Annotated in this window: 32 protein-coding genes; 7 read left to right on the forward strand and 25 right to left on the reverse strand. The window is 61.9% G+C overall.

Annotation, left to right across the window (positions count from 1 at the left end):
• Positions 1–144: 144 nt before the first annotated feature.
• From DM450_RS24075 to DM450_RS26005, 8 genes are all read right to left on the reverse strand, one after another.
• The gene (locus DM450_RS24075; protein ID WP_006953908.1) at positions 145–462 is read right to left on the reverse strand and encodes a hypothetical protein; all 318 of its coding nucleotides are present in this window, start codon (positions 460–462) and stop codon (positions 145–147) included.
• 221 nt (positions 463–683) lie between these two features.
• Positions 684–941: a hypothetical protein gene (locus tag DM450_RS24080; protein ID WP_008831892.1), complete on the reverse strand. Its 258-nt coding sequence runs from the start codon at positions 939–941 to the stop codon at positions 684–686.
• A gap of 256 nt (positions 942–1,197) precedes the next feature.
• Complete coding sequence (locus tag DM450_RS24085) at positions 1,198–1,818, reverse strand: DUF6884 domain-containing protein (RefSeq protein ID WP_030541642.1); 621 nt, start codon at positions 1,816–1,818, stop codon at positions 1,198–1,200.
• 11 nt (positions 1,819–1,829) lie between these two features.
• Complete coding sequence (locus DM450_RS24090; RefSeq protein WP_008831890.1) at positions 1,830–2,639, reverse strand: hypothetical protein; 810 nt, start codon at positions 2,637–2,639, stop codon at positions 1,830–1,832.
• The gene (locus tag DM450_RS24095; RefSeq protein WP_030541643.1) at positions 2,636–2,884 is read right to left on the reverse strand and encodes a hypothetical protein; all 249 of its coding nucleotides are present in this window, start codon (positions 2,882–2,884) and stop codon (positions 2,636–2,638) included. The genes DM450_RS24090 and DM450_RS24095 overlap by 4 nt, the downstream gene beginning before the upstream one ends.
• 316 nt (positions 2,885–3,200) lie before the next feature.
• Positions 3,201–4,652 (reverse strand): DUF4942 domain-containing protein, encoded by a 1,452-nt coding sequence (locus DM450_RS24100; protein WP_234831424.1) that lies wholly within the window; start codon positions 4,650–4,652, stop codon positions 3,201–3,203.
• 2 nt (positions 4,653–4,654) lie between these two features.
• Positions 4,655–4,915: a hypothetical protein gene (locus DM450_RS24105; RefSeq protein WP_122129121.1), complete on the reverse strand. Its 261-nt coding sequence runs from the start codon at positions 4,913–4,915 to the stop codon at positions 4,655–4,657.
• Positions 4,916–5,032: 117 nt separating this feature from the next.
• Positions 5,033–5,179 carry a hypothetical protein gene (locus DM450_RS26005; RefSeq protein ID WP_172799925.1) on the reverse strand — a complete coding sequence of 49 codons (147 nt, stop codon included), beginning with the start codon at positions 5,177–5,179 and terminating at the stop codon, positions 5,033–5,035.
• Between the two features lie 837 nt (positions 5,180–6,016).
• Here DM450_RS26005 and DM450_RS24120 point away from each other — a divergent pair.
• Positions 6,017–6,307 carry a hypothetical protein gene (locus DM450_RS24120; RefSeq protein ID WP_142639886.1) on the forward strand — a complete coding sequence of 97 codons (291 nt, stop codon included), beginning with the start codon at positions 6,017–6,019 and terminating at the stop codon, positions 6,305–6,307.
• A 42-nt stretch (positions 6,308–6,349) separates the two neighbouring features.
• Here DM450_RS24120 and DM450_RS24125 read toward each other — a convergent pair whose 3' ends face one another.
• The 9 genes from DM450_RS24125 to DM450_RS24170 all read right to left on the reverse strand — a co-directional run bounded on the left by DM450_RS24125 (position 6,350) and on the right by DM450_RS24170 (position 12,535).
• A complete protein-coding gene (locus tag DM450_RS24125) occupies positions 6,350–6,883 on the reverse strand; it encodes a hypothetical protein (protein WP_142639888.1) in 534 nt (177 codons plus the stop codon).
• Positions 6,880–7,089: a hypothetical protein gene (locus DM450_RS24130; protein ID WP_004213310.1), complete on the reverse strand. Its 210-nt coding sequence runs from the start codon at positions 7,087–7,089 to the stop codon at positions 6,880–6,882. Before DM450_RS24130 ends, DM450_RS24125 begins: the two co-directional genes overlap by 4 nt.
• Positions 7,090–7,101: 12 nt before the next feature.
• The gene (locus DM450_RS24135) at positions 7,102–7,368 is read right to left on the reverse strand and encodes a hypothetical protein (protein WP_008831641.1); all 267 of its coding nucleotides are present in this window, start codon (positions 7,366–7,368) and stop codon (positions 7,102–7,104) included.
• Complete coding sequence (locus DM450_RS24140) at positions 7,365–7,652, reverse strand: hypothetical protein (protein WP_142639890.1); 288 nt, start codon at positions 7,650–7,652, stop codon at positions 7,365–7,367. Before DM450_RS24140 ends, DM450_RS24135 begins: the two co-directional genes overlap by 4 nt.
• 11 nt (positions 7,653–7,663) lie before the next feature.
• On the reverse strand, positions 7,664–8,053 hold the full coding sequence (locus tag DM450_RS24145; protein ID WP_008831643.1) for a DUF3768 domain-containing protein: 390 nt from the start codon (positions 8,051–8,053) through the stop codon (positions 7,664–7,666).
• Between the two features lie 328 nt (positions 8,054–8,381).
• A complete protein-coding gene (locus tag DM450_RS24150; protein WP_142639892.1) occupies positions 8,382–9,662 on the reverse strand; it encodes a Fic/DOC family protein in 1,281 nt (426 codons plus the stop codon).
• A 3-nt stretch (positions 9,663–9,665) separates the two neighbouring features.
• The gene (locus DM450_RS24155; protein WP_142639894.1) at positions 9,666–9,926 is read right to left on the reverse strand and encodes a hypothetical protein; all 261 of its coding nucleotides are present in this window, start codon (positions 9,924–9,926) and stop codon (positions 9,666–9,668) included.
• Positions 9,927–10,074: 148 nt separating this feature from the next.
• Complete coding sequence (locus DM450_RS24160) at positions 10,075–10,947, reverse strand: ArdC family protein (RefSeq protein WP_059153607.1); 873 nt, start codon at positions 10,945–10,947, stop codon at positions 10,075–10,077.
• 382 nt (positions 10,948–11,329) lie between these two features.
• The gene (locus tag DM450_RS24170) at positions 11,330–12,535 is read right to left on the reverse strand and encodes a hypothetical protein (protein ID WP_260610719.1); all 1,206 of its coding nucleotides are present in this window, start codon (positions 12,533–12,535) and stop codon (positions 11,330–11,332) included.
• Positions 12,536–12,619: 84 nt separating this feature from the next.
• Here DM450_RS24170 and DM450_RS24180 point away from each other — a divergent pair, with 84 nt between their 5' ends.
• Together DM450_RS24180 and DM450_RS24190 are read left to right on the forward strand one after the other, a co-directional pair.
• Positions 12,620–13,384, forward strand: a complete 765-nt coding sequence (locus DM450_RS24180) for an IS6-like element IS6100 family transposase (protein WP_001389365.1) — start codon at positions 12,620–12,622, stop codon at positions 13,382–13,384.
• 129 nt (positions 13,385–13,513) lie between these two features.
• A complete protein-coding gene (locus DM450_RS24190; protein ID WP_142639896.1) occupies positions 13,514–15,259 on the forward strand; it encodes a WG repeat-containing protein in 1,746 nt (581 codons plus the stop codon).
• Between the two features lie 86 nt (positions 15,260–15,345).
• On the opposite strand, the gene DM450_RS24195 is transcribed toward DM450_RS24190, so the two are convergent.
• A complete protein-coding gene (locus DM450_RS24195; RefSeq protein WP_142639898.1) occupies positions 15,346–15,561 on the reverse strand; it encodes a hypothetical protein in 216 nt (71 codons plus the stop codon).
• Between the two features lie 421 nt (positions 15,562–15,982).
• Between DM450_RS24195 and DM450_RS24205 the strand changes: the two genes are divergently transcribed.
• The 4 genes from DM450_RS24205 to DM450_RS24220 are packed head-to-tail and all read left to right on the forward strand — an operon-like array spanning position 15,983 to position 17,214.
• Positions 15,983–16,357: a type II toxin-antitoxin system RelE/ParE family toxin gene (locus DM450_RS24205; RefSeq protein ID WP_013041565.1), complete on the forward strand. Its 375-nt coding sequence runs from the start codon at positions 15,983–15,985 to the stop codon at positions 16,355–16,357.
• Entirely contained in the window at positions 16,354–16,680 is a 327-nt protein-coding gene (locus DM450_RS24210; RefSeq protein WP_006964370.1) for a helix-turn-helix domain-containing protein, read from the forward strand. The genes DM450_RS24205 and DM450_RS24210 overlap by 4 nt, the downstream gene beginning before the upstream one ends.
• On the forward strand, positions 16,680–16,922 hold the full coding sequence (locus DM450_RS24215) for a hypothetical protein (protein WP_013041566.1): 243 nt from the start codon (positions 16,680–16,682) through the stop codon (positions 16,920–16,922). The genes DM450_RS24210 and DM450_RS24215 overlap by 1 nt, the downstream gene beginning before the upstream one ends.
• The gene (locus DM450_RS24220) at positions 16,915–17,214 is read left to right on the forward strand and encodes a hypothetical protein (protein WP_013041567.1); all 300 of its coding nucleotides are present in this window, start codon (positions 16,915–16,917) and stop codon (positions 17,212–17,214) included. Before DM450_RS24215 ends, DM450_RS24220 begins: the two co-directional genes overlap by 8 nt.
• A gap of 20 nt (positions 17,215–17,234) precedes the next feature.
• Here DM450_RS24220 and DM450_RS24225 read toward each other — a convergent pair whose 3' ends face one another.
• Genes DM450_RS24225 through trbG form a run of 7 tightly spaced genes read right to left on the reverse strand, consistent with a single transcriptional unit; the run spans position 17,235 to position 24,242 of the window.
• Complete coding sequence (locus DM450_RS24225; protein ID WP_142639902.1) at positions 17,235–18,347, reverse strand: transglycosylase SLT domain-containing protein; 1,113 nt, start codon at positions 18,345–18,347, stop codon at positions 17,235–17,237.
• 2 nt (positions 18,348–18,349) lie between these two features.
• A complete protein-coding gene (gene trbL, locus DM450_RS24230) occupies positions 18,350–20,065 on the reverse strand; it encodes a P-type conjugative transfer protein TrbL (RefSeq protein WP_030092735.1) in 1,716 nt (571 codons plus the stop codon).
• 10 nt (positions 20,066–20,075) lie between these two features.
• Complete coding sequence (locus DM450_RS24235; RefSeq protein ID WP_054944502.1) at positions 20,076–20,312, reverse strand: EexN family lipoprotein; 237 nt, start codon at positions 20,310–20,312, stop codon at positions 20,076–20,078.
• A 9-nt stretch (positions 20,313–20,321) separates the two neighbouring features.
• Positions 20,322–21,077, reverse strand: a complete 756-nt coding sequence (trbJ, locus tag DM450_RS24240) for a P-type conjugative transfer protein TrbJ (RefSeq protein ID WP_022675885.1) — start codon at positions 21,075–21,077, stop codon at positions 20,322–20,324.
• A 25-nt stretch (positions 21,078–21,102) separates the two neighbouring features.
• Positions 21,103–22,470: a TrbI/VirB10 family protein gene (locus DM450_RS24245; RefSeq protein ID WP_026149855.1), complete on the reverse strand. Its 1,368-nt coding sequence runs from the start codon at positions 22,468–22,470 to the stop codon at positions 21,103–21,105.
• 12 nt (positions 22,471–22,482) lie between these two features.
• Complete coding sequence (locus DM450_RS24250) at positions 22,483–23,256, reverse strand: SPOR domain-containing protein (protein ID WP_019053953.1); 774 nt, start codon at positions 23,254–23,256, stop codon at positions 22,483–22,485.
• A gap of 2 nt (positions 23,257–23,258) precedes the next feature.
• Positions 23,259–24,242: a P-type conjugative transfer protein TrbG gene (trbG, locus tag DM450_RS24255; protein ID WP_006964392.1), complete on the reverse strand. Its 984-nt coding sequence runs from the start codon at positions 24,240–24,242 to the stop codon at positions 23,259–23,261.
• Positions 24,243–24,244 lie beyond the last annotated feature (2 nt).

Genomic DNA, 24,244 nt, shown 5'->3' on the forward strand with positions numbered 1-24,244 from the left:
CCCATGCCAAAATGCCACGACACACAGAGAGAAGAGATTGCGCGGGGCGGGGTTCGATGCCCCGCCCCGCGCTCTGCATGGCACCGAGATCATCGGTTTCGCCCAGCGGGCGAAAAGGGGCGGGGTTAGCCCGCCCCTCCGGCGTCAGCCGGATTGGCCGCGCTTCGCCTTGGCCGCCAGCACGACCGCGACGACTTGCGGATAGACGCATTCGCCGCGCTCGATGTTGCGGATGCCGGGGCCGTCGAGCACGTCCTTTATACGGTCCTCGATGATCTGGCCCAGCTCGGCCGCAACCGCCTCGATGTCAGCACTCGTCTTGCCGATAAACATCGGGTCTTTCGGCCACATGCTTTCCGCGTCGAAATGATCCTTATCGTTCAACGCGGTCGCCAGCGCCTCGATCGCAGCATTTCCAAGCGCACGCTCGAAAGCCAGCTGAGCGAACAGACGATGAGACATAACAACCTCCTTGTTGCCGGAATTGGCAAGGCCAAGGGGAGGGCAGCGCCGGGTCGGGTCAGGGACCGCGAAGCGGCCGCGCTAGCGGGCGGTGGGGGAGCCGATTTGCGCAGCAAATTGGGGGAACCGCCGATCCTTGATGCGGCCTGGTGCAGCCCTCATGCTAGGAAGACACTGACGGGGGGATTTAACAAACTAACGCCCGCCCATCGAGCGGACCTTCACCCTGCGCCGTCTCGCGCCCGAACGATCGCGCTGTATTCCAGCAGCGTTTGCCGGACATTCTCATCATCCACCACATTGAGCGCATGGCCGGTGGCCGATGCCTGATCCGTCCGCATTTCGAGCCAAGCGATCCGCGCCGCGTTCGGCGCTACGCAACCATGCTCGAGCGCGATCTGCTCACTGTAACCGGCGATAACGTCGTTGATGGCCTCAAGGGCCGCCTCATAGGCGATGGCCTGATCTTGGGTCCACAAGGGCGCTGTCGGTGAGAGGGCAGTCACCTTGCCATATAGAGAGGGCAACTGGTCTCCCGGCAAGCGCAAACTACGCCATTTGCGCTTGCCGAGAGTGGGCGGCCCTACCGGGGGGCTTGGGCCGTTGCTGGGCCTATAATCCTCAAACTCACAACGCCAAATGGCGTTGGATAGATTGAAAGGGCGGCGCGACAAACAGATGCCCCCTCGAAGCGCATCGTGCGAAGTTGCGCATGGACCGCGACAATTCTCGCTCTCAGTTGTCGCTCAACCAAGCGAGCTGCTGACCGATTCCAAGCCCCTCCATCGGAACCGATGCGCGCCGTTCGATCTGCGGCCAAAGGGGATCGCGATAGTTGCGGCCTGCGAGAACGATCAGCGGCGCGGCGGCGTCGATCTGCTCGGCCATTGCTTCGATCACGCGCGCGCCCCAAAGGCGGCGCGCGCCTGCCTTCATCGCGCCTAGCGTTTCGTCATAGGGCGCGATGACGGTTTCCGGGGCGATCAGGCCATGCTTTGCTGACAGGATGAACCATGCGCCGCCCTGTCGTTCGACATAGGCACGGGCCTTCTGGAACCATGGCGATGCGTAAAGATCGCGCGCCGGGGCGGGGCGGTCCAGCTTCGCAGCAACGCAAGCGACAAGGAAAACCGGAGACGGGGACGGGGGAGGGTCGATGACAGACGGCGGCGCTGCCTCAAGATCGGCAATGACGGTGCAGCGGCCCCATTTCTGCAATTGGCGCTGCCATCCTTTCGGCGGTCCTTGGCGCTCGGCAACGTGGCTAAGGGTCGGTCCACCGAACAAGTCGGGTTGCTCCCCGATGCGCTGCACCGGGGGAACGTAGCGAGGTTCGCGGATGCAATGGCGGGCCATGCTCGATCCCCTCAAAAGGCGAAAGCGGTCTGGCCGCTCGCCTCGGTAAAGCTGGCGCTATCGCCTGCCGCGTAACGGTCGCGGCCCATGGGGGACCATTGCAGATGCCCGGAACGGTCATAGGAAAACCAACCATCCTCGATCCCGATGATGAAAGACCATGCCTTATCCTCGGCGCAAGGTCCGTGAAGATTGATCGGCCAATGCTCGGCCCCGCGTTCCTGCTGGCAGGGCGACGGCGCGGAAAAGCTGCGAAGCAACGCGGCGCGGTCGGTCGGCTCGGTAGCTCCCATTTCCCGCATGATCTGGCGGGCCTCGACGGTGCTGATGTGGCCGCTCGCCTTCCTGTCGGCGTGGTCCGAATAGCGAAGGCCATAGACAACGGCATTGAAGATATTGCGCGGCTCGGTGAACTCCTGCGTGGCGAGCAATTCGCGCCATTTCCCGGCGCTGATAAGGTCCACCGCATGATGCCAGAGCGAATGAACGCGGTTGCTGTAGCCGTGGCGGTTCGTCACGCCATCGCGGGCGATCTCGATCCCTAGCGCACGCTCGACGTGTTGCACGAAAGGATGGGCGGCAAGCAAAGGATGGCGAAGGCCGATCTTGCGCGGCTCGTCCTGCTCTGCGCGGATGACCTCGATGGGGAACTGAAACAGGCGCGACGGCAGATTCCACGGCGCGGAAAGGGGAAAGTCGCGGGGCACATCAAGCGCCCCGTTAATGTCCAGCACAAAGCCGTTTGGCGCGAAGCCTGCGGCAATGATCTGGTCGCCCAGCTGGTCGGCCTGCGCGGTGCGTATCGCGGCGGCGGCGCTCATGCGCTCAACTCCGCATAGGTGGCGCTGCACTCGTAGCGGATCGCATCGCCATCCCACATAGGACCGCAAACGCCCTTGAATTTCGGTGCGCCCTGCAACTCAGGCCGCTGGCTCGGATTGCTGTCGTAACCGCTGCATTGAAGCCCCTCGACCGCTGCCCGGCTGACGATGGTTTCAAAGGTCGCGCCCTCGATCTCGATCCGGTCAAAGTCCTGCTCGGTCTGGCGGTAGATACGGATTTTCATGGGCTTTCCCTTCCTAATTGAGCCGAAGGCGATGACGGGTCATCGACTTCTGCCGAAAGCGGGCGACGCTGGGCCGGGGAATGCCGCAAACGGGGCCGATCAGGGGGGAGGGGTATCACCCGCCCTGCACGGAGCGCAGCGAAGGAAGGGCGGGGAAACCCGCCTGGTCGCCAAGCGGAGCCGCGCAGCGGCGGAGACGGTCTAGCCCTTGCGGCAGGGGGCAGGAACAGGCCCCAAACCCGACAAATCAGCGCGGCGGCTTGCCGCCTCAATCTGCGCCAGGACAGGCGGTGGCAGTTGCCACCGCCTGCACCGATCAACCCGGCTTGCGGATCGCAAGCAAAACAGTGTTCACGTTGGTTCCGGCGTGGGCGAAAGAACCGGGGGGAAGGTCGATCCATTTGCGACCGTGGAAATAGATCGCCTCGCAACCAGCGATCATGCGGTGTAGCGCCTTGTGGCGCTGATCCTCGCCATACTCTGCCCGCGCGCTCATGATTGCCACCAGCACGCCTCCCGGTTTGAGAAAGGCGAGGGCATGGCGCACATGGTCACAGTCGCGGCCTCGATCAAAAGGCGGGTTCATTATCACCGCGTCGAACGGTGCGTAATGGGCCGGGTCCAATGCGAGAAAATCGCCCTCGATCGCATCGGCAAAGCCGTGGATTACGCGTAGTTCGTGGGCGAAGCCGGGTTGCAGCTCCACGCAAGTTACATCGGCACCAGCGTTGCGCGCGGCCGAAGCAAGCGCGGCCTTTCCCGCGCTAGGCTCTAGAACGCGCTGGCCTGTGCTGATCCTCGCATGTTCGATGACCTGGGCGGCGATCTCCGGGGAAGTCATGAACGCGCCGAAGTTCTTAGCGGGCGTGATATGATAGGCCGGGGCCGCTTCTGCCTCGGTCGTCTCATAGCCATCACCGATAGCCTCGCCGTAATATTCCGCGAGCAACAGATTCACGCTCTGCAGAAGGTCGTCACGCTCGAACCATATGTGCAGATTCCCATTCTTGAAGACGCGAACGCGGAAATAGTCGCCCTCGATCACGGTTGGCAGCGATCCGCGCACGCGTGCCGAATCGGCAACCTGTGAGGCGATGCTGTGGCCCTCTGAAACCGGGGGCTTTTCGTCCAGTTCCAGAAAGACGCGCTCCACGTCCCGCAACGTGTCGCGGCGCTCGTAGCGGTCCCATGATCCCCATTCGTTCAAGGCGCGGTCGATGATGAGACGCGCGCCGATCTTGAAACCGTTGTGCGAGCGAAAGCGGCGATCCAGCTTGGCGAAGACGTTGGCGATGCCGCGCAAATAAAGGTCGCGCCGGTTGGTCCAGATATTCCCGAAAGTGGCGGCGCAGTTGTCGGGCGTGAACGGCACGGGATCATCGCGCAAGCCGTCATGAAACTCCTTGCGGGCCTGCTGGTCTAGCAGCTGGTCAAAACCCAGCTGCTCCATGAGGGCCGCCCAGCACCGACGGTCCATCGTGTGCGTCAAGACGCGCTCGAAATTGTCGCGTGCGGCGATGGTCTGGCGCGCTCCCGTCTCCTTGTCGCGCTGCTCGATAGGCTGCGACTGGATAAAAGCGCGGGTCAACGTGTCCTCGGTCCAGTCGCGGCCACATGACAGCGACAGTGCGCCGCCAAGGGTCAGGCGCGCCGCCTCGTCGCGGGTTGCATGGTAGGTGTCATAGAGGCCCAGCCAAAGGGCTATGGCCTTGTCTCGGCCGTCGCAAATATCCGCGATCTGCGCGGGCGTCATAAGCTCCTGGCCCATGTTCACGCCCCCTCGACAATAAGAGCGCCAAAGCCGAAGCCCTCGGCGGCGTCCTCGATGGTGGTCACAAGGCCGTCAAAATCTTCCTCCGGGCCTAGTAGATCGGCAATCTCGATGACGGCGGGAAGGTCAGCGCCATGATTTTCGGCGAGGTCTTTGATGTAGCCGAAGCGGTCGAAATTGCCCTCTTCCTCATAGCGAGCGAGCGGGATGGTGCGGGCGGCGTTGATCCGAAGAATTGTTGCCAGCGGAATGTCGGTCATGTGCTGTTTTCCCTGCCTAGAATGGAGCCGAAGGCGATGACGGGTCATCGACTTCTGCCCAGCGGCGAGCAGGGCCGGGGAATGCCGCAAATCAGGGCCGATCAGGGGGGAGGGGGATCACCCGTCCTGCACGGAGCGTAGCGAAGGAAGGGCGGGGAAACCCGCCTGATCGCCAAGCGAGGCCGCATAGCGGCCGAGACGGTCCAGCCCTTGCGGCAGGGGGCAGGAACAGGCCCCGAAGTCGAACAGCGGGCACGGCGGCATTGCCGCCTCAATCTAGGGAAAAGCGCCCGCCAGGTCATAGCGTAGCGGCGACCTAGCGGGCGCTGCGGCATGTCGCCGGCGACATGCCCAACGGATAGCGCCGGAAGCATCCGAGTAATCGGATCCTCCGTCAGTTTAATTGCCCGAGCGGTTGCGCGACACGTCCGCATAAGGTTTGCGGCGGCACTGGCTGCACCGAAGCCGCGCGATGAGTTCGTATATGCGGGTATCGAAAGAAATGCGGCGTGAGCGGGCGAAGTCGCCCAGCGGGGCGACGACGCGGCGACCGCAAGCGCACTGGATGCGCAGATAGCAGCCTTGCCGATACCAGATAGGATCAATGGGCTTGGGGCGGTTGTAGTTCGCGGCCGTTGGGCGCTTATGCGCCAAACGGAACAGGAGGGGAACGCGCCGCGCGCACGCCGGTTATTGGATTGGCAAGGGAAAAGGGCTATATAGGCAATGCTTCGTGTGCTGATTCATTTCACGCACCTACCTGAACCCGCCGTGCTGTCACACGGCGGGTTCAAACTTTTAGGGCGGGCGGCCCTGTCAGACCACCCGCCCCGCTGGATCAGCCCTTATCGGACTTCCCCAGCTTCACAATTGCAATCACGAGCGCGACGGCTGCGATCGTCAATTGAGCTGCTTCATATGCTGTCAAATCACATCACCTCCTTTGAGCGAGAGGATTTGCGAAAGGCCGCTGTCACAGTCCTTCGCCCTCGCTCGATGAAGGCTATACAACGGACTGGCGAGAATGCGCGCGAAACGCTCTTCACATTTTCATAAAGCCGTTGGATGATCCCCGGCGACCGTTGATGAAAAGGGGAAGCTATGAGCCTCGTATCGCAGGTTAGTGCCGATGACTGGGAGAGCGCATGGCGAATAGTCCGTCATCGCGAAATCATGGAACGACTGATTCCGCTTTGGGCCGTGCTCGGCGTTGCGCTGGTGCTGATGGGCGTAGACCTGGGCGGGCGTCTGCTGTGGACGCTGCCGATGATCGGATATGTCTTTGGGGTGATGGCGGTCGATCACGGCCCTGATTACCGCGCCGCGAAATATTGGGTGCCGGTCCTGGGAAGCCAAGCGGCGGCGCTGCTGCCTCTCATCGCCAAATTCTAGATCTCTCTGAAAGCGGTGGCAGCTGCCACCGCTCCACGCCGGTCAAGCTCTGCCCTCGAAGCGGGCGATCAGCTGCCCTGCTACGGAAGTAATTTCGGCGGGGTCGGCGGTTTGAGTGCAATCGCCGCCTACAACAGCGCCGAGCGTGCCGCCGTCCAGTTGGACAACGTGGACACGCCACACGTCGCGCCGGAGTTCGTATTGATCGGGAAGCGGCCTCTGCATGATTTCATGAAACACTAGGTCAACCCATTGGCGCGCGTCCGGATCGGAAGACGCATCGGCGTAGTCGGCGCGGCTCGCCATGACGCTGTATCGGTCGCCTAGCATGAATTGGCGTTCGCGCGCGCGCCGGTCCTGCTCGATCCGCGTTACGCGATCTTTTTCCGCCCGCTTCATCGCCTGTTTCATCCGAACATCGTCGGCGCTGCGCGTCAGCGCCGCCATGATGTTGGGGACGCGCGCGGGCATATAATGCCCCGCGCGCTCGGCCGCCTCGATCACAAATTGCAAATCGCTGATCTCGGTAGGCGAGAGGGTGACGCGAACGGCGCTCGCCGTGTTGCTGATTTTCATGGCTGCGGCTCCGGCTCTTCTTTCGCCTTGTAGGCGGCAAGGCCGATCCATGATCCGTTGTCGCCGCGAAACTGGCGCACAACATCGCCGCCGTCCCAATGGCCGGTGAAGATGCCGCGCCGGTTGATGCCGCCGACGGGGCGCGTGCGCGCCGCCAGAAGGCGGGCGCGGCGCGTGTCTCGATCTAGGTGGCGCATGGGTTGCATGGTCAATCCTTCCTATTCGCTGGCGGTGTCGAGGTTTGTGCCGATCTCGTCGGCGTCGAAGTCTTCAAGGGCTGAAATCGCGCTTTCCAGTTCGGAAACTGCGGCGTCCATCGCCTGCGCACGTTCGCTGTCCTCAAGGCTGGGTGGTAGATTCTCGCGGGCGGCCTGTTCGTCATCCTTGACGGTTTCAAGCATGTCGCGCGCCTCATCCAACAGGGCTTTGCCCTTGTCGATCAGCACGCGGGCGGCGGCGATCTGCTTGCGGCGTTCGCGGTTCATGCCTCTGCCCTCACGTCGCCGCTGTCGATCTGGAATCCTGCGCGGGCCAGCTCGTCACAAAGGGCGTGCTGCCTCTCTTCGCGGGTGCCGCTGGTGGCGATATAGCTGCATCGCCCCCAATGGAACGCGAAGCCTGCACGTTTCAGGCATCCGCGAAACCGCTGGTGGGTGCGGTGGCTCCAATCCAGTGTGCCCGCATAGTTGCGGAAAGCGGCGACGGCGCAGACGGAACCATAATTCTCATCACGCCAGCTAAGCTCGATAACCGGGGGCGATTTGGTCATGATGGCCTCCCTCAATATTCACTGGTTAGGAGAATGGTGAGCACGCGGGTTGTGGCATCGGGATTCCACGGTTCGGCGCTGCCAAATTCAAGATCGCGGTCGTAATAGTCGAACTTCCACATGACCGAGAGGGCTGGGCGCGTGCTGTCGTCAGTCCAGCGGGTATGCCATTGGCCAATCACATCACGATAAAGGAAACCGGCGTCATGCTCGCCGTGCGGGTCGTTGTCGGGTGTGAAATCCTCAAAGCCCTCGATCATCTTGAGAATGTCGGACTGCGTGTTCTCGTCCAGCGCCGCGATGCCTTGCGTAATCACGGTGCGACAAGTCACACCCATCGTTCGCCGCGCAATGTCGTTCAGCGCCGCGATGGTGGCGATCTGGTCAGTTGTCGCTTCCATTTTCCTCACTCCTTTAGGCGAAGCCGCTGCCTGCGGCCTGCGGCTCTGACCCGCTGGCGAAGCGCGGGATGGGGAGGGGGAAGCAAAATCGATGGGAGTGGTGCGGGCGGCGCGTCTAGGGAGGCCCCGGCGCGCGCGAGCGCGCCGGAACTGGCCGAACTTGGCGTGCAACCCGGTCCTGTCGATTATGCTTCGGGAACGAAAGGGCGGGTGCCCTTGGTGTTCCCCCCGGTGGCAACTGCCACCACTGACGGGGCGCGGCCCTGGGCCGCTCGATCCTATGTGGCAGCTGACAGACTACTAGGCGCGCGGCCCTGGCCGCTCATTTTCAGCGCTCGCGGTCCTTTGATTTCTCGGCCGCCTGTGTCGGTGATTTGCCTTCGCGCAATGTTGCGGCGACATGCGCCTTTGCGCTTTCGACGATCTGCGCCAGCTGTTCCTTCGATGCGCCGCGCTCGGTAGCTGTCGCGACGCGCTTATCAATGGCGAGCTGGAATTGCGCGAACCTGGCATCGGCCCGGTTCTGCTCAGGCGAGTTTTTCTCGAATTGCGCGGCAAGGCGTAGATCAACCTGACTGACGCCGGGAGGCATGACTTGCAGACGTAGCGCGCGATCGGCGGCCTGAATGTCGCGGTCGGTCATTTTCGAAAGGAAATCTGCGGCGCCCGCGCTGATGGCGCGGACTCTTTGCAGCGGGTCCATGCCCTCGGACCAATTGACCTCGATCTGATGATAGCGGCGTTGCTCAATCAGCTGAAGGTGGTGCATCGGCCCTTTGGGATCGCGGAAAAAGGCAAGCTCCTGCGCTGAACGTGCGGCCAGCTGGCGCATGTCAGCGGACGTTTCCGCGATCCGGTTAAGCTGCTCATGCTGCCGCGACGCAACGGTTTGCGCAGTAGGTAGGTAACGGCTAATTTGATCCTTGGCCTGCTCGATACTCATTGCGCGCCGTTCGCCAACTGGCATGAGAGATTCCATCGAGGGCGGAAACGCGATGCCCGCTGGCCCACGCGCTGGCTCGACGCGGTTCTGTTCGAGCGGCATTGCATCGCGGATGACTTTGGCGAGGGAGGCGTGATTTCCGGTATGGAAGCTATCGCGGCTCGCCTCCATCCAGTCCTTCGGCCCCATTGCCTGGATCGAGACGAATTTTTCGGCCGCAAGGGAATGTAGCTGCAAGTGCAGCCGCATGGTGCGACCATTGCCCTCACGGAACGGATGAACGGCATTTAATTCGGAAATATGTCGCCCCATGGTATCGGCAAAGCGATCACGATCCATCGACTTGAGGGTTTGGAGGTCGGGCAGCTGCTTAAATTCGTGCTCCATGCTGCGGGCAATGAAGTGCGCTCGGGCAAAAGTGCTGCCGGGTTTGCTTATGTCCACGGTCCGAAAGCGCCCCGCCCAATCATATACGTCCTGAAACAGATGATTGTGCAGTTCGCGATACTCGCGCGCATTCGTCGCCGGCGCGGCGCGCTGCACGACCAGCTCGCCATGTCGGACAACCGAGAAGAAAGCTTCTCGCTCCTTGAGGATATTATCGTCGCGGATTCCCAGCTTGTTCCGAAGAACGTCGCTGTTACGCCAGGTGTAAGGGTCGCTCACCAATCATGCAGCAAGTTTCTGGCGGGACAGAACATCACGGTTGTAGTCCTGCGCCAGACCAATCACCACATCGACGGGAATTTGGGTTTCGACCAACAGCAAACAAAAAGAATGGTCATCCGAAACCAATTCAAGTCCTTCAATCTTGCAATTTGCGATTGCTTCGCAATAAGCTGCCATCACGTCAGGAATGTCTTCCTGCCGACGCGGCTCATACCCCATCGCCTTGATGCGATTCCTGTAGGTGTCGATGATATTTTCCATTTTGCACCTAAAAACGACCTGCTCCCGCCCATAGTTAACATGTCGGGATTTGTATATAAACCACATTGAGTAGCCCCCCATATTTCACTTTCCTGAAATGAGACGCCGCGCAAGCGCGGCGTCTCGTGCATTTTGCGGGGCGGGGCATTCAATCCGCTTGGTCGGTCATCATCGCCAATAGGTAGTCGGCGGCGTTCTGCGCCTCGCGGGCTGCCTCAAAAATGGCGCGCTTGTCGTTGCGGAGCGCGGTCAACCAGTGCTCGATATACGCGGCATGGTCTTCGCGTTCCTCGACCTTGAAACCGACAATCGCGCCGATGAAGGATGCGCCCAGCTCGGCCACGAGTTCGTCCCTCGCATAGTCGGCGCGGCTCGTTGAAATCAGGGTTTTTCGGTTGAGGCGGCTTTCATGCCCTGCATGATGCACGGCCTCATGCGCAAGCGTGGCATAGTAGTCGTCGGCGGAATGGAACGCTTCAAAAGCGGGCATTTGGATATAGTCGTCGCGGGTGTGGTAATAGGCTTGCGATCCGCCGATGCGAACGGTTGCGTCGATGCGAGAGAACATCACTTCAAGCTCAACGTCGCGGGTTTCGGGATTGGTGATGATCGGGGCGGGCGCGGGATATTTGCCGTCCAGTCCTTCGACCTGATCGGCATTGAAAACCGTGTATCGTTTCAAGAACGGAATGGCGCGCTCGTTGTCCGTCTCGGAGTCTTTCACGACAAGCTTGTTGGCATAGACAATGGTGGTTCCCTTGCTGCCCTTCCTGACATTGCCGCCCAGCTCCAACGCCTGTTTGAAGGTCAGCCAATAGGGCGAGGCGAAGCCCTGACGCATAGCGCTGGCCCAAAGGCTGAGGACGTTGATCCCACGATAGGCGACCCCATTGTGCCGGAGCGGAATGGTCGGCCCACCGCTCCACGGCTTCACCCACGGCTTGGTGCCCGCTTCCAGCATCGCAAGAATGTCGTCGGTGACGGCCTGATAAATGTCGATCCGGTTCGTTTCCTTAGCCATTTTTCACTCCTTTAGGCGAAGCCGCTGCCTGCGGCCTGCGGCTCTGACCCGCTGGCGAAGCGCGGGATGGGGAGGGGGAAGCAAAATCGATGGGAGTGGTGCGGGCGGCGCGTCTAGGGAGGCCCCGGCGCGCGCGATCGCGCCGGAACTGGCCGAACTTGGCGTGCAACCCGGTCCTGTCGATTATGCTTCGGGAACGAAAGGGCGGGTGCCCTTGGTGTTCCCCCGGTGGCAGCTGCCACCACCGGCAACGCGCGGCCCTGGCCGCTCATTATACGCGGCCGATTTTACCGGCTGCGTTCTGTAAAATGGGTGCGGTGGCAGCTGCCACCGCCCCGCAAGTTTGCGGGGAGCGCGGGAGTGAAGCGCGCTCCCCATGCCGTCATGCCGCTTGGCTTTCGCTATCAGCGGCATCGGGCAAGGCAGAGGGTCGAAGGGCGGGGGGCAGGATGCGCCGCCCCGCAAGGCGCTCGTTGACCGTCACGGCAAGATCAGAGCGCTTCATGGTCTGGCAATTCTCTGCGGCGTCGTTGCCGCAACCTTCGGCCAGCAGCTTCAAGAGCGTGGCCTTGCTAAGCTGGTCATAGAATACCTGATTGGGTTCCCACTTGTCGGCCATGTCGATCTGCGCGGCCGCGACGATCTGCGCCAGCTGGCGGTCGCGGTCGCTATGGAACGAAAGGCTCGTGATCTGCGAGGCCACGCAGTAGGCCAGCAGCCGCAATTTCGCTTCGCTGTCCATCTGGCGCATGTCGTCCAGCGTGGGTGTCTCGGCCAAGCGGGCAAGATCGGCCCCCGCGATTTCGTCAATGTCGGCAATCGTGGAATGGCCCATGATCGCCTCGTCAACATGGAAGCGGTTCTTCTCGGCGGTGATTTCGGCGGCTTGTTGCCACGAATAGGAGTTGCCGCGAACCTGCCCCAATAGGCCCGTCAAGAGCACGTCCAGCGCCAGCTCCGGGTCGCTGGCAAGGGCTTCCCGAACCGCCATCGTGCGGATGCCGCCCAGCTGATCCATGACCTTCTGCGAGTAGTCGGGCCGGGGAGGCTTGGGGCCATCGGCGGCGGTGCCCTTGGCGCTGCGCGTGAACGCAACCTGTTCGATACCGTCATGCCCGATGAAGACGATAAGCGAGTGCTCGGCCTTCTGCTCGGCGGTGAAGACGCGGCAAGCCGATACGATAGCGTCCTGCTTGCAGGTAAGGGCGCGCAACTCGTCGTCATAGTCGTGCTCGTCCTCGTCCACCTCGCTTTCCCGCTTGGCGATTGCCGCCTCGATCTCGACCAGCTGCGCGGTTTCTTCCTCGGTCGGATGGCGCTCGCCAGCGGGTTCCAGATGGCCGCGCATCCAGTAGGAATCAGGCCGGTAGAGCTGCCCTTCTGCATCGCGCCAGCCATCTTCGCGCGCCGCCTTGGCGATGGCGTCGAGCCGATCTTGCACAAGGTCCATGACAAGGCCCGCATCATCGCAATAGCGACGTTCTCCGAAAAGATCGGTGGTGAAGGTGCCGCCTGCGGCGCAATAGGCTTCCTCGCCTACAATGCGAAAATGCTTGTCGGTATCGGCAACCTTCTCCTGGGTGAGCATGGCGCGGATTTGGTGGGCGTTGTGGCTCTGTTGCAAAAATCGTGAAGCTTGAGCATGCTTGGCGGAGATTGGACGGACGGAACGATGACGGATTTCAAGTGGCGCCATTTCCAGGGTGATGTGATCCTGTGGGCGGTGCGCTGGTATTGTCGCTATCCGATCAGCTATCGCGACCTTGAGGAAATGCTGGCGGAACGCGGCATTTCGGTCGACCATACGACGATCTATCGCTGGGTCCAGTGCTACGCCCCGGAGATGGAGAAGCGGCTGCGCTGGTTCTGGCGGCGTGGCTTTGATCCGAGCTGGCGCCTGGATGAAACCTACGTCAAGGTGCGGGGCAAGTGGACCTACCTGTACCGGGCAGTCGACAAGCGGGGCGACACGATCGATTTCTACCTGTCGCCGACCCGCAGCGCCAAGGCAGCGAAGCGGTTCCTGGGCAAGGCCCTGCGAGGCCTGAAGCACTGGGAAAAGCCTGCCACGCTCAATACCGACAAAGCGCCGAGCTATGGTGCAGCGATCACCGAATTGAAGCGCGAAGGAAAGCTGGACCGGGAGACGGCCCACCGGCAGGTGAAGTATCTCAATAACGTGATCGAGGCCGATCACGGAAAGCTCAAGATACTGATCAAGCCGGTGCGCGGTTTCAAATCGATCCCCACGGCCTATGCCACGATCAAGGGATTCGAAGTCATGCGAGCCCTGCGCAAAGGACAGGCTCGCCCCTGGTGCCTGCAGCCCGGCATCAGGGGCGAGGTGCGCCTTGTGGAGAGAGCTTTTGGCATTGGGCCCTCGGCGCTGACGGAGGCCATGGGCATGCTCAACCACCATTTCGCAGCAGCCGCCTGATCGGCGCAGAGCGACAGCCTACCTCTGACTGCCGCCAATCTTTGCAACAGAGCCGTCGACGGTGTATCGGGAGATGAAACGGCTCGGCGTCGCGCGGCCAGCATGAGCCAAGCAGGGATTAGGAGGAATATGAAACGTCTTGCTCTCGCGGTCGCTCTCCTGGTTTCCACGGGGGGCGAAGCCCAAACATTGCGGCGTGTGCCTCTAACCGGGTATGTTGATCGTACTGGGCAGGTAGTCGAACCCGCCAAGTGGGAAGCTGGATCCACCCTCTTCCGTGGTGACTGGGTAGCTGTACGACGCGGAGGCAAAGCCGGATATTTCAATCTCCGCACGCGTGCGACTACCGGCCTCATTTTCGACGAAATCGGAGATGCCGCTTCTGACCACGCGTTGTTTGTTCATGGACCCGAGCCCGTTCGGATCGGCGATCAATGGGGCTATGCCGACGAAGCTGGCAAGGTTGTGATCGAACCGCGCTTCGCGGGCGCGCAGGCCTTTGATGAAGATGGGCTCGCGATCGTCAAGATACGCGACAAAGATGGCTTTGGCTTGTCTGCGGGCATGATCGACCGGACAGGACGCATCGTGGTGGAACCACGCTACGACATCATTCGGCCGTTCCGTGGTGCGGCGCTGACGGGGGTCAGCAAAGCCGGTCGTTTCGGTGCGATCGACCGCACCGGGCGTGAAGTGATACCGATGCGTTATGGTGGGATCGGTAGCTTCGCTGCAAACGGTCTCGCCCCCGCGACACTTACCGGCGGTTACGGAAAAGACGGGTCGCGTTGGGGCTATATTGATCGCAATGACCGGTTCGTGATTCCGGAGCGTTTCAGCTTTGCAGGCAACTTCACCGGTGATCTGGCGGACGGTGGGATCGAGGCCCCCACCGGCCTTGCACGCGTCGCGCTCGGACCTCGCGAGGTCGCCTACATAGATGCTAAGGGCGCGGTAGTGACGCGCTTCCCAGCAGGCGTCATAGTCTGGGGCGTCAGCCCAAATGGGCTTGTCCGTTTTCAGGATCTGGCAACTGCTCGCTACGGTTTCGCTAACGCCAAGACGGGCGCGATCGTCATCCCGGCAAGATTTTCGCAGGTCGGCGGCTTCGACGATCAGGGTCTTGCCGCAGCCAAGGAAGGCGAACGCGCAGGCTTCATCCATGCCGATGGACAGTGGGCATTCCCGCCTCGCTTCACCTCGACATACAATTTCGACGCCTTGGGGCAGGCCCAAGTCACCGAGGATGGTCGATCCGAGCTTATAGACCGCGACGGCAAGGTGCTGGCCACGCTGACGCACGGCGAAGGCTTTTTCCATCAAGACAGCGAGTTCGCCGCCTTCCGTGTTTTCCCAGGGCAGGAAGATGCGCCCACACAACGCTTCGGCACCTGGGCATTGGATGCGACATTGTACGCCGTTCCCGAGATACCATCGCTCATGCCGACCACGACGGGAAACGTCCGCCTCAGTTTCGCCAGCGACGATGCTCTCGTCCGCTGGCGGATCGAGACAGAGGGATGGGTCGTGACGTTGGTGAACGAGGAAGGGCCAAGTGGTGAGCCCGACGTGACTAGGCGAGACCGTCTGGCGGACTTTCCCCCTGATGCCGAGACGCTAGTCGCTCTACTCGTCCGGCAGTTTGAGGGGCAGTCAGCACTCAGCATCGCAACCAAGCCAGCGGTCACCGCCGCGCAAGCCGCTCAGGCAGAACGAGTTCGGCGCATCTCAGCAAATCATGCCCGCTACCTCGCCCAGCTACGCGCCTCGACCCCAGACTTAGCGCGAGCGCTCACCGCCATGCGTACTCGTGTATCTGATCAATTCGGAAAGCTGTCCGGGATGCCCTGCTTGCCGCCTCAATGCATTTATTGATCGGGTTGAGCGGCCGCAAGCGGATAGCCGCACTGCTAGCGTTCGCTGATTGTTCGCTCTTAGCGTTGTTTAGCGTACCATCCACGCTATGCCCTCAAATGTGGCAATTCATCAACACAATCCCAAAATTCATCTTCGGGAAATGTCATGCGCGGTGACGCCATGCACGTATCTATTGATTGTTGCAGATAACAATCTGCGGCTGAATCATCGACCTCAACGAGTATCGCAAGAGCTTTTTCCATGAACTCTAGGGCAACCGCTTTCTGTTGCTCTCGATAGATATTGGAAGAATCAACCATAGCCTAGTCCTCCTTTCGGTCGCTGTAGGGAGGACGATGACTCAACAATAGGGAAATTGCACGCGCAACTAGGGCCAGATTGAGCAGTAATTTTATTACAACGGCAAGCAGCCCTCGCCTGCCCGGACAGGGGCGGCGCGTGGCATCGGCTAGATTGTTTGTTGGTCTTCCGACGATGGCTAGTCCTTGCGGGCCATCGTCGGAAGTGGACGGCCGCACAAATTGGGGGGCGTGGGCCGCGCCGGGCCTCTAGCATAAAATTACGGCCCTGCATCCCCGGCGTTGATACATTCGTCGCGCAGGGCGCTCGATTGAGCCGCCCCGATCGCGGTCGCCTCAATCGGCATAGCGAGCTGGCAATATGCACATACGCGCATAATTTCCGCTTGCGGGTTATGTATATTTGTGCATAATAGCCGCGATGGATACGGAACGGCCGGTTCGATGGGTGGCATCGTCAAAGCGCGATTTTCGGGAGTTCCCGGACGATGTGCAGGACGTAATGGGCTATGCCCTGCACCTTGCGCAGCAAGGCGGGCAGCACGCCAGCACTAAGCCGTTGAAGGGCTTTGGCGGCGCTGGCGTGGTCGAGATCATAGACGACCACCAAGGCGATACGTTCCGCACGGTCTATACGGTCAAATTCGCGGAGGCGGTCTATGTCCTGCACGCCTTCCAGAAGAAATCCAAGCAGGGCAAGGCCACGCCGCAGGCCGATATGGATTTGATCCGAACGCGGCTGAAATCCGCCGAGGAGCATCACCGGCAACACCAGACCCCGCGAGGCACAGCATGAGCGCACAGGACGAAATCATTGAGGAAGGCAGCGGCAATGTCTTTGCCGATCTAGGCTTTGCCGACCCCGACACCCACCTTTTGAAAGCCCAGCTCGTTACCCGTGTGGCCGAGGCCATGCAGGAGCGGAAGTTGACGCAGATCGCCGCCGCCAAGGTTACGGGATCTACCCAACCGGAATTGTCGCGCATCCTGCGAGGCCAGTTCCGCAGCGTCTCGGTTGAGCGGCTTCTAGCCATGCTCACCCGGCTTGGCTGCAAGGTCGATATTGTCGTGCGCCCGCAGGGGCGGACCACTGAATCGGCCGTGATCCACTTCGCCTAATGTGCGATGATTTCGCGCAAGCCCGGCTCGATATGTTCGAGGCCGGGCTATTCGGCCAAGGGCCTGCCTTCTGGCGCTGGATCGAAACCGACGCGGCGCAACCCTATCTTGCCGCTTTCGCCGCCGATCGACGGCCGCCCGAACCCGGCGAACCCTTCGCTATCGACCTTGCGGCCGACGACTTGCTTGCTCCCGATCGCCTCGCCCAGCTCGCCCTACAGATCGAGGCCGACCATGCTTGATCCCAATCCGTCCGTAGCCGACCTTGACGCATTGCTAGATCGCCACCGCAATGACGATGCGGCTATGGAAAAGATCGTTCGCGGGTATCTCCGTTGCGCGATCTACAGCTATCAGAAGCATTGCGTTTGGCGCGCCTTGCGCCACATCGGCAAGGACGATTGGAGTTTCAAAGAGGAAGACGTTGCCGCCTTGAGGGCCGAAGGCGCGAAATCCATTTCGGACTTTCGAGACTGGCTCATTGAGGAGCTGGCCGGGATGGGGATCAGCGCCCACACCGGCTTGCCGAATTGAGCGCCTAGCGCGCCGTCGCTTCAATTGCTGGCGGTGATTGTGCGCGGAATAAATCGCGGGTCCGCCGTGGGATCGGTAGGCGAAGGATGCAGCATGTCGCGCCGGAAATTCACCGCAACGGAAATAGGCGCGGCGTTCGGCCGAGCCGCCATGACGCGGGCTTGTGGAGCTGGCGCAGCCTCATAGTTGGCCATCGGCTGCACGGCCGCCGAGGTTAGGCCCCCTACCCCGCGTTCCGCTCTGGCGACGACAATTTGAGCGCGATCGAGCGGCCGAGTCTGATCGCCGGTATAGAAAGCCAGATGCCAATGATCGGCATGGCCCCGGTCCCCCGGCCCCAGCAGCTCCGCCACGCGAATACCATGTTGCGCCATCACGGCGCGGATTTGCTCGCGCGTGATCGTGTGCAGCCCGGCACGCGGCACGAAATCCACCGCCTGCCCATATTTGTGAAAGCTGTTGGCGGCCCCGTAATTGGCTTCCAGCGCCCGCCACGTATCGGTTATGCGAGCATTGAACGCAGCGGCCAAGATCGAGGCGACATAGCCCGCCGAGGCGTCGGCGCTGCCTTCGGGCTGGACGATCGCGGGTTGCGCCGCGAGCTGGCCCCCGCCCGTCGCGTCGGCCGCCGTGATCGTGAGTGGGATCGAGGTCGATCGCGCAGCAGGAGCGCCGCCGCTTACCGGCACGCCGTTCACGCTGTAGGTATTATAGCGCGAGGAAAGCCACGCCTCCCAGCGCGCGCCTTTCGCCATAATCAGCGCCCGATAGCGGGCATTATGGACCGGCGTTCGGGAATGATAATTGGCAACCCGCGTCCACAGGTCGCCCTTGTCATCCCGGATATGGTTTCTGATACGCCATGCAGCGAGGTTGTAGGGATAGCACCCCGCCGCAAGCACATATTCGGGCCGGATGCCGTAGCGTGCCAGCGATTGAATATAGCTGGAATTGAGCTGCATCGAGCCAAGATCGGCGGTGTTATTGGTGTTCTGGACGCGCGCGCCGGGCCGACCGTTCTCTTGTTCCGCGACCGCCAGCATGACGTTCGCCGGAATGTTATAGCGCAGCGCCGCCGCGATCGAGCATTGCACCCGTTCTTCTATGACAACCGGAGGCAGATCAGCGGCCATGATTAGCTGTCCCCCCTTCTCTGGACGAAGGCCGCAACTTCATCCTCTGGCGTCTCCATGTCGCCCGCATCACGGGCGGCCGAAATGGTATCGCCCGCGAATTGCGCCGTGGGGGGTGGCGATGAATCGGACGAACTGGCGGGACTGCCCGCGCCGGTCGCGGGAGCGAGCGTTTCACTTCCCGACGATGCCGAGGCGGCCGACGCGCGGATATTGGCCGCCAGTCGGCCGCCCACCGTATTTCCCACCCGCTCTTTCAAAGCGCCCACCGCCATACCAGCGGCAGCGCCGCCGAGGATGCTTGCGGTTTTCGCCGCACGGCTAAGGCCGGTGCGTTGCGTGCCGCCAGTGTCGCCACTTTCGGGCGCGCCTTCACCTTGCGAGCTGGCGGAGCTGGCCTCCCCCTCCCCCGCAGGCGAGCCACCGGCAGCGCCGCCGCCGTTGCCGTCTTCACGATCGGCCGCCTCGCTACCCGCAGCGGCGCTTGCAGCCGTGCCACCGCCCGCGCTGGCGGCTTCCGAGCCGCCTTGAAGGCCGCTGTTGTCATTGGCCGGGGGGGAACCGCCATCGCCGCCCATAGCGACGCTAAGGGGCGTGCCGCCGCCCCCACCGCCACCGCCGCCGCCGTTATCGCCGCCTCCCGGCATGTCGCCCGCCGACGAAAGCGGTTGCCCGCCTCCCATGCCGGTTTGGCCGCCTTCACCACCGCTCCCACCAGCGGCAGCGAAGGCGGCCTTGATCGCGCTGGCTCCACCCGCAGCGTTCATCGCGCCAGCAGCGATCATAGCTCCACCCGTGGCCGCCGCCCCAGCGGCCATCCCGGCAGCACCCAGCGCGGCCCCTGCCCCAAAGGCTCCGATACCGCCCGCCGCGTGGATCGAGCCGCCGCTTATAACGCCCCCGACCATCGCGGGAACCTTGTTTACGAGCGCCAGAAGGACGACCGCGAAGACAAGCATGGTCCCTAAATCTTGGAGAGACGAACCCTCGCCCGTTGCGGCATAATATTGGTCAAGGAAGGTTTTGCCGACGCCGACGATAAGAACCATCGTCATCAGGGACGCGCCCACCGCGACCACCGTTTTGAAATAGTTCAGCGCAATATCGCTGGTCCACCGCGCGCCGCCGAAGCCCAAAAAGATAACCCCGGCATAGGCGAGGACATAGCCGGAGGCCAACAGCAGCAGCATATTCACGCCGACGAGAGCCAAAACAATCAGGATGCCCAGCGAAACCAAGATAGAAAGAGCGGAATCGACCGGAGTTAGGACGCTGGACGCTTCGACAGCTTGGCGGAAAATGTCGAAACCAATGTCCACAATACCCGATGGCGCGAGATTGTTAGGCAGGCCGGATGCCTGCGCACCCAACGAGCGCAGCCCTTCAATGATCGCCAAGCCGATCGCCGGGCCGTTGATGAGCAGCCACCAGAAGAAGCCGCAGAAGATGGCGAAGCGAATTGCTTCCGAAGCAAATTCGCCAAGATCGGCGCGGCGCAACGCCATTACCCCGAACGTCCAAATGAGGCTGACCGCCGCTAGTGTGCCGAATAGAATTGTCGCGTGCGTTGTGAAGACGCTCGCCCACGCCGCCGCCATGCTCTTATATTTGTTCAGAACATTATCGAGCATACCTTGCGATTGCGCATAGGCGGGAGTCGCGGCGAGCGTGAGCGCCACCCCCAAGGCGGACAGGTGTAGGCGAGCCAGAGCCTTCATAGTGCTATCCTCAATTCTGATAGGTTCCGATCGGCGTCGGCTTGGTTTCGTGCGCTAGTGCGCTGCCCGCTTCTTGGCACTCCGCGTCGGTTTCGACGCCGGATTTGCATCGGGCGACCTTCTCGCGGGCTTCGTCTAGGTGTTGAGAGTAATAGAGCATCGTTTTCGGTTCGGACTTGCCGCAGGCCGCGAGAAGAAGTGTAGCGGTGCAGCAGGACGCGGCGATAAGTTGACGCAATTTCGGCATGGGCTTTCCTTAATTCTGATAGGTTCCGATCGGCGTCGGTTTGGTTTTCCGCATTGCGGCCGATGCCTCTGTTGCCGCAGCATCGCGATCGAGCTGATATTGCGATTGAGCCGTCAGCGCGGCGCTTTGCGCGAGCAGGACGCCGCGAATTTTCTGCAACTCACTGGCTTGTTGGGCCGCAAATTGATTGGCGTAGGACAGGGCTTGCATTTGCCCGCTCGCACCCGTGGCATTGGCCTGCAACTGGTCGAGGCGCTGGCCGTCAGACGCAAGCGTTGTCATGGCGCTGTTGATGCCGTTCATAGCGTCGGCATTTGCGGCCATCTGGCTTGTCGTGCGGGCGCGAGTAGCGGACAGAGCCGCCGCGCGCTGCGCCGCCGTGCAGTTCCCGAACGTGCAAGCATTGGTCTGATAGTAAGACGGATTTTTGAATTGATTCATGTAGGTGTTCACGTCGCCAGCTTGACGAGCGAACGAGCTGATTTGATTGACCTGCCCTTGGAGGCTGTCGATCGTTTGCGTAGCCTGCTGCCAGAGCTGGACCGGCGCGCCGACCGTGTTCTGAATCATATTTTGGTATTGCTGTAGCTGCGTCTGATACTGCTGGATTTGCTTCGCCACCGTGGCGACGTTTTGCAGCGCGGAAACGGTTGTCTGGCGGACGTTCGCAACGTCGATAACCGAGATTTGCGCATTGGCGGACGGGGCCGCCAGCGCGAGAGTGATCGCCAAAGAAATTTTAGCGGCTAAAATTCGAGACTTCATTTTGCTTGCTCCCTTTCATCTGGCGTCAATAATCGAATGAGCGGTAAGGCTTTGAAAATGTGAGGTCTTTCACGACGACCACATTGAAGCGGAAGCCGGGCCGGATAATCAGCGTGGGCGATATGTTCAGATTGCGCTCAATCATCATCGCCGTGGTCTGTCCGAGCTGCTGGCCGAGAGCTTGGCTAAGGGCTTGGCTGGCGGACATGGTGCCATTGGCGTTGAGGCCGGTTTGCGGCTGACTAAGGGTTACGCCAGCGGTCACACCAGACATGAGCAGAGCGGAGCCGAAGATACGGAACCAATGCGCGTTCACTTGGTCATGGAACCCGGCATAGCCCGCGCTGTCCGACCCCGGCATAGCGCCAAGGTCGATCGCCTTGCCGTCAGGAAAGATGATCCGTTGCCACGCGATGAGCGCGCGCGTCTGCCCAAAGACCGGGTTGGAATCATACGCGCCGACAAGGCGGGAGCCTTGCGGGATCAGGAGATAGCGGCCCGTCGCGGTATCGAACACGTTTTGGGAAACTTGCGCGACAATCTGCCCCGGTATTTGCGAGTTGATGCCGGAGATCAGCGTGCCGGGAATTACGAAGCCCGCGCGGAGCTGGTAGCGGGAGGGCGCTTCTACTTGGCTGTTCGAGGCCCAGCGATTGCCACCCGCATTGTTGGCGAACTGGCCATAGTTGGCAGGCGGGCGGGCATTGGCGGCACCCTGCCCGGCTCCGGCTCCTCCCCCGGCCACTTGGTTTGACAGGGCCGTAAGGGTGGCAATGTCGGAGGCCGAGGGCTGGCGGCCCTGCGCCATTGCAGCGGCCATTTGCTGTTGCAGGGCGACGAGCTGGGTTGCCGGATCAGCGCCGCCACTCATGCCGCCAGCGCCAGAGGATGCCCCATTGCGGCCGTCCTGCCATTTCAGGGCGGTAGGAGAGCGCACGGCGCTGCCAAATTGGGCAAGGCGTGCTTCGCGTATCGCTTCCATGCGTGCCCGGCGCAGATCGGCCGCCGTGGGGCCGTTGGGTTGCGCTGGCGAGGCGGTGACGGTTGGCGGCGCATTGGGATCGACCGGCGCGACCGGGATGCCATCGGCAGGCGGCAGCGGGGGCGCGTTCGCCATCACTTCCGCAGCACCGCTTGGAGCGGTCCCCGCAACCTTGTTCGCAACATCGGCCGAGCTTTGACCGACAGCCGGTTGAACCTTGGTCGCCGCATTGTCCGAGGAGCGATCAATCATAATCGACACCACGATGGCGATGAACAGCGCCACAATGCCGAGGACGATCAGCAGCGGCGCATTATTGACCCTGCGAACTCCCGTCACCAAGCGCCCGCTGTTCCCGTCCGCTGCACCGCCCGGCGAGGCTTCCGGCGACATGCTATCAGCATCAGACATAAACCTACCCCCTTACCCGGCCTTGACGACGCCACAGCGCGCGGCACGGATGCCCTTGCACTTGGCGCGCGCCGTCGCGCTGGATTGAAACTGTCCGAATTGGATGCCGTGAGAGCGTCCGTTTTGGACAAAGCGCGGCGTCACGCTCGCCCACGAAGGGCGAAGGCGCGCCGTCGCGCGCCAATAGGCGCGTGCTGCGCTTTCGGAGGAGAAGCCCGTCAGGCTGACAGACCACGTTCCGGCCTCTGTTCCATTGCCGCCGAAGCCGGGTTGCGTGCTGGCGACGGGCGACGGAACGGGAGGAGGTGCGGCAGGCGCTACGGGCCGGTTCGCCCGTTCGATCAGCTCCGGCGTTGCGCCGGTCAGATCGAGCGCCCACCCGGCAGACGGGTAGATACCCTTTTCATCCACGCCATAGATGCGGGAGAAAGTTTGCGCGCCGACCCGCAGCGTCACGCGGTAGGAATCGGCAATTGGCTGATCGACGTAATAGCGCAACGGCGTGGCCGCAGGATCGGGCTTCACGCCCTTGCCCGCCTCAATCACCGCATAGCCTGCTTGGCGCATCGAGGAGCGCAAGCCGTCACCATAGGCCCCGCCCCCGGTAGTCGGGATCAGCACCCGGCTAATCGCAGGCGGGTAGAGTTTCACCAGCTCCGCCACGGAATCGTCAACGAGGGCTTGGGCCTGATCGGGAGGAGCCGGAACGGCGAAGCTGTCCCGGTGCGAAACGCCCGCGCAGCTCGTAAGCAGGAAAGCCACTGATACAAAAATCGCACCGCGCACGATCAGCCCCCCCTTGTGATGGTGACGCGCTCTTGGCGCTTGCCGACACCGGAGATGAGGACCGCTTGGTCAAAAATCTGATCGACAATGTAGCGGCCATCTTGGAGCCGATAATTGACGATGGAGGTATCAGCCGCCTTGGAGACGCTGCCCCCGGCCCGGACGATCAGCAGCGATGGCGCTTCCGTCTGCTCCATCGCGTGCGGCATTTCGATGATGGTTTTGACGCCATCATTGTAAACCCGGACGGGCTTCCAGCGTGCGCGGCCGTCAACGCTATAGTGGAAATCGAGATTGGAGAGATATTCGCTCCCTCCCCTGCCCGTCCCGCGCGCGCCATCGGGCACCGCCATCGTGTTTTCGGCGCGCGCCGTGTCCGATCGAGCGCGGAAAGCGGCCCATTTGGCTTGCGCTTCATCGGGATAGGTGAACGCCACCCGCGACATGAATTGCGTCCGGTGCGACACCAACCGGATATGGTAGGTGCGGCGATCGGTCGTCACGATCAGCGTTGTATTCAAGTTCGCATCGAGCGGCTTGATGATAAGATGCTGGGTTTCGTTCGGCCCGGAATTGGAAACGGCCGGTTCGATCAGCCAGCGGGCGCTATCGCCCACGTTGACCGAATTGATGTTCTCGCCCGGCTGCAACTGCACATCGCAGATTTGCAGCACAGCACAGACCACGGAGGGTTCGGAGGTGCCGAAGGCGAACAATACCGCGCCTTCGGTGCCCGGCACCGGCTTGATGCCTTCGGCGCTTTCCGCCTGCCAGCGCCGCGCGATCGACAGACCCTCGCGCTGGGTGCGCGTCAGGTTCGGATTGCGCGGGCTGATATAGGCATTGGGATCTACTTGCGCCCCTCCCCCGGCAGGCATGGGCGCGTTCGCGGGCGGCATGTCGTCGGGAAGCGGCGGACCGTCCTGCGCGGACGCGATCGAAGGCAGCGCCGCGAGGGCGGCGGCGAAATAGGCGATCTTCTTCATGT

The organism is Sphingomonas sp. IC081, assembly GCF_006874585.1.
GTDB lineage: Bacteria > Pseudomonadota > Alphaproteobacteria > Sphingomonadales > Sphingomonadaceae > Novosphingobium.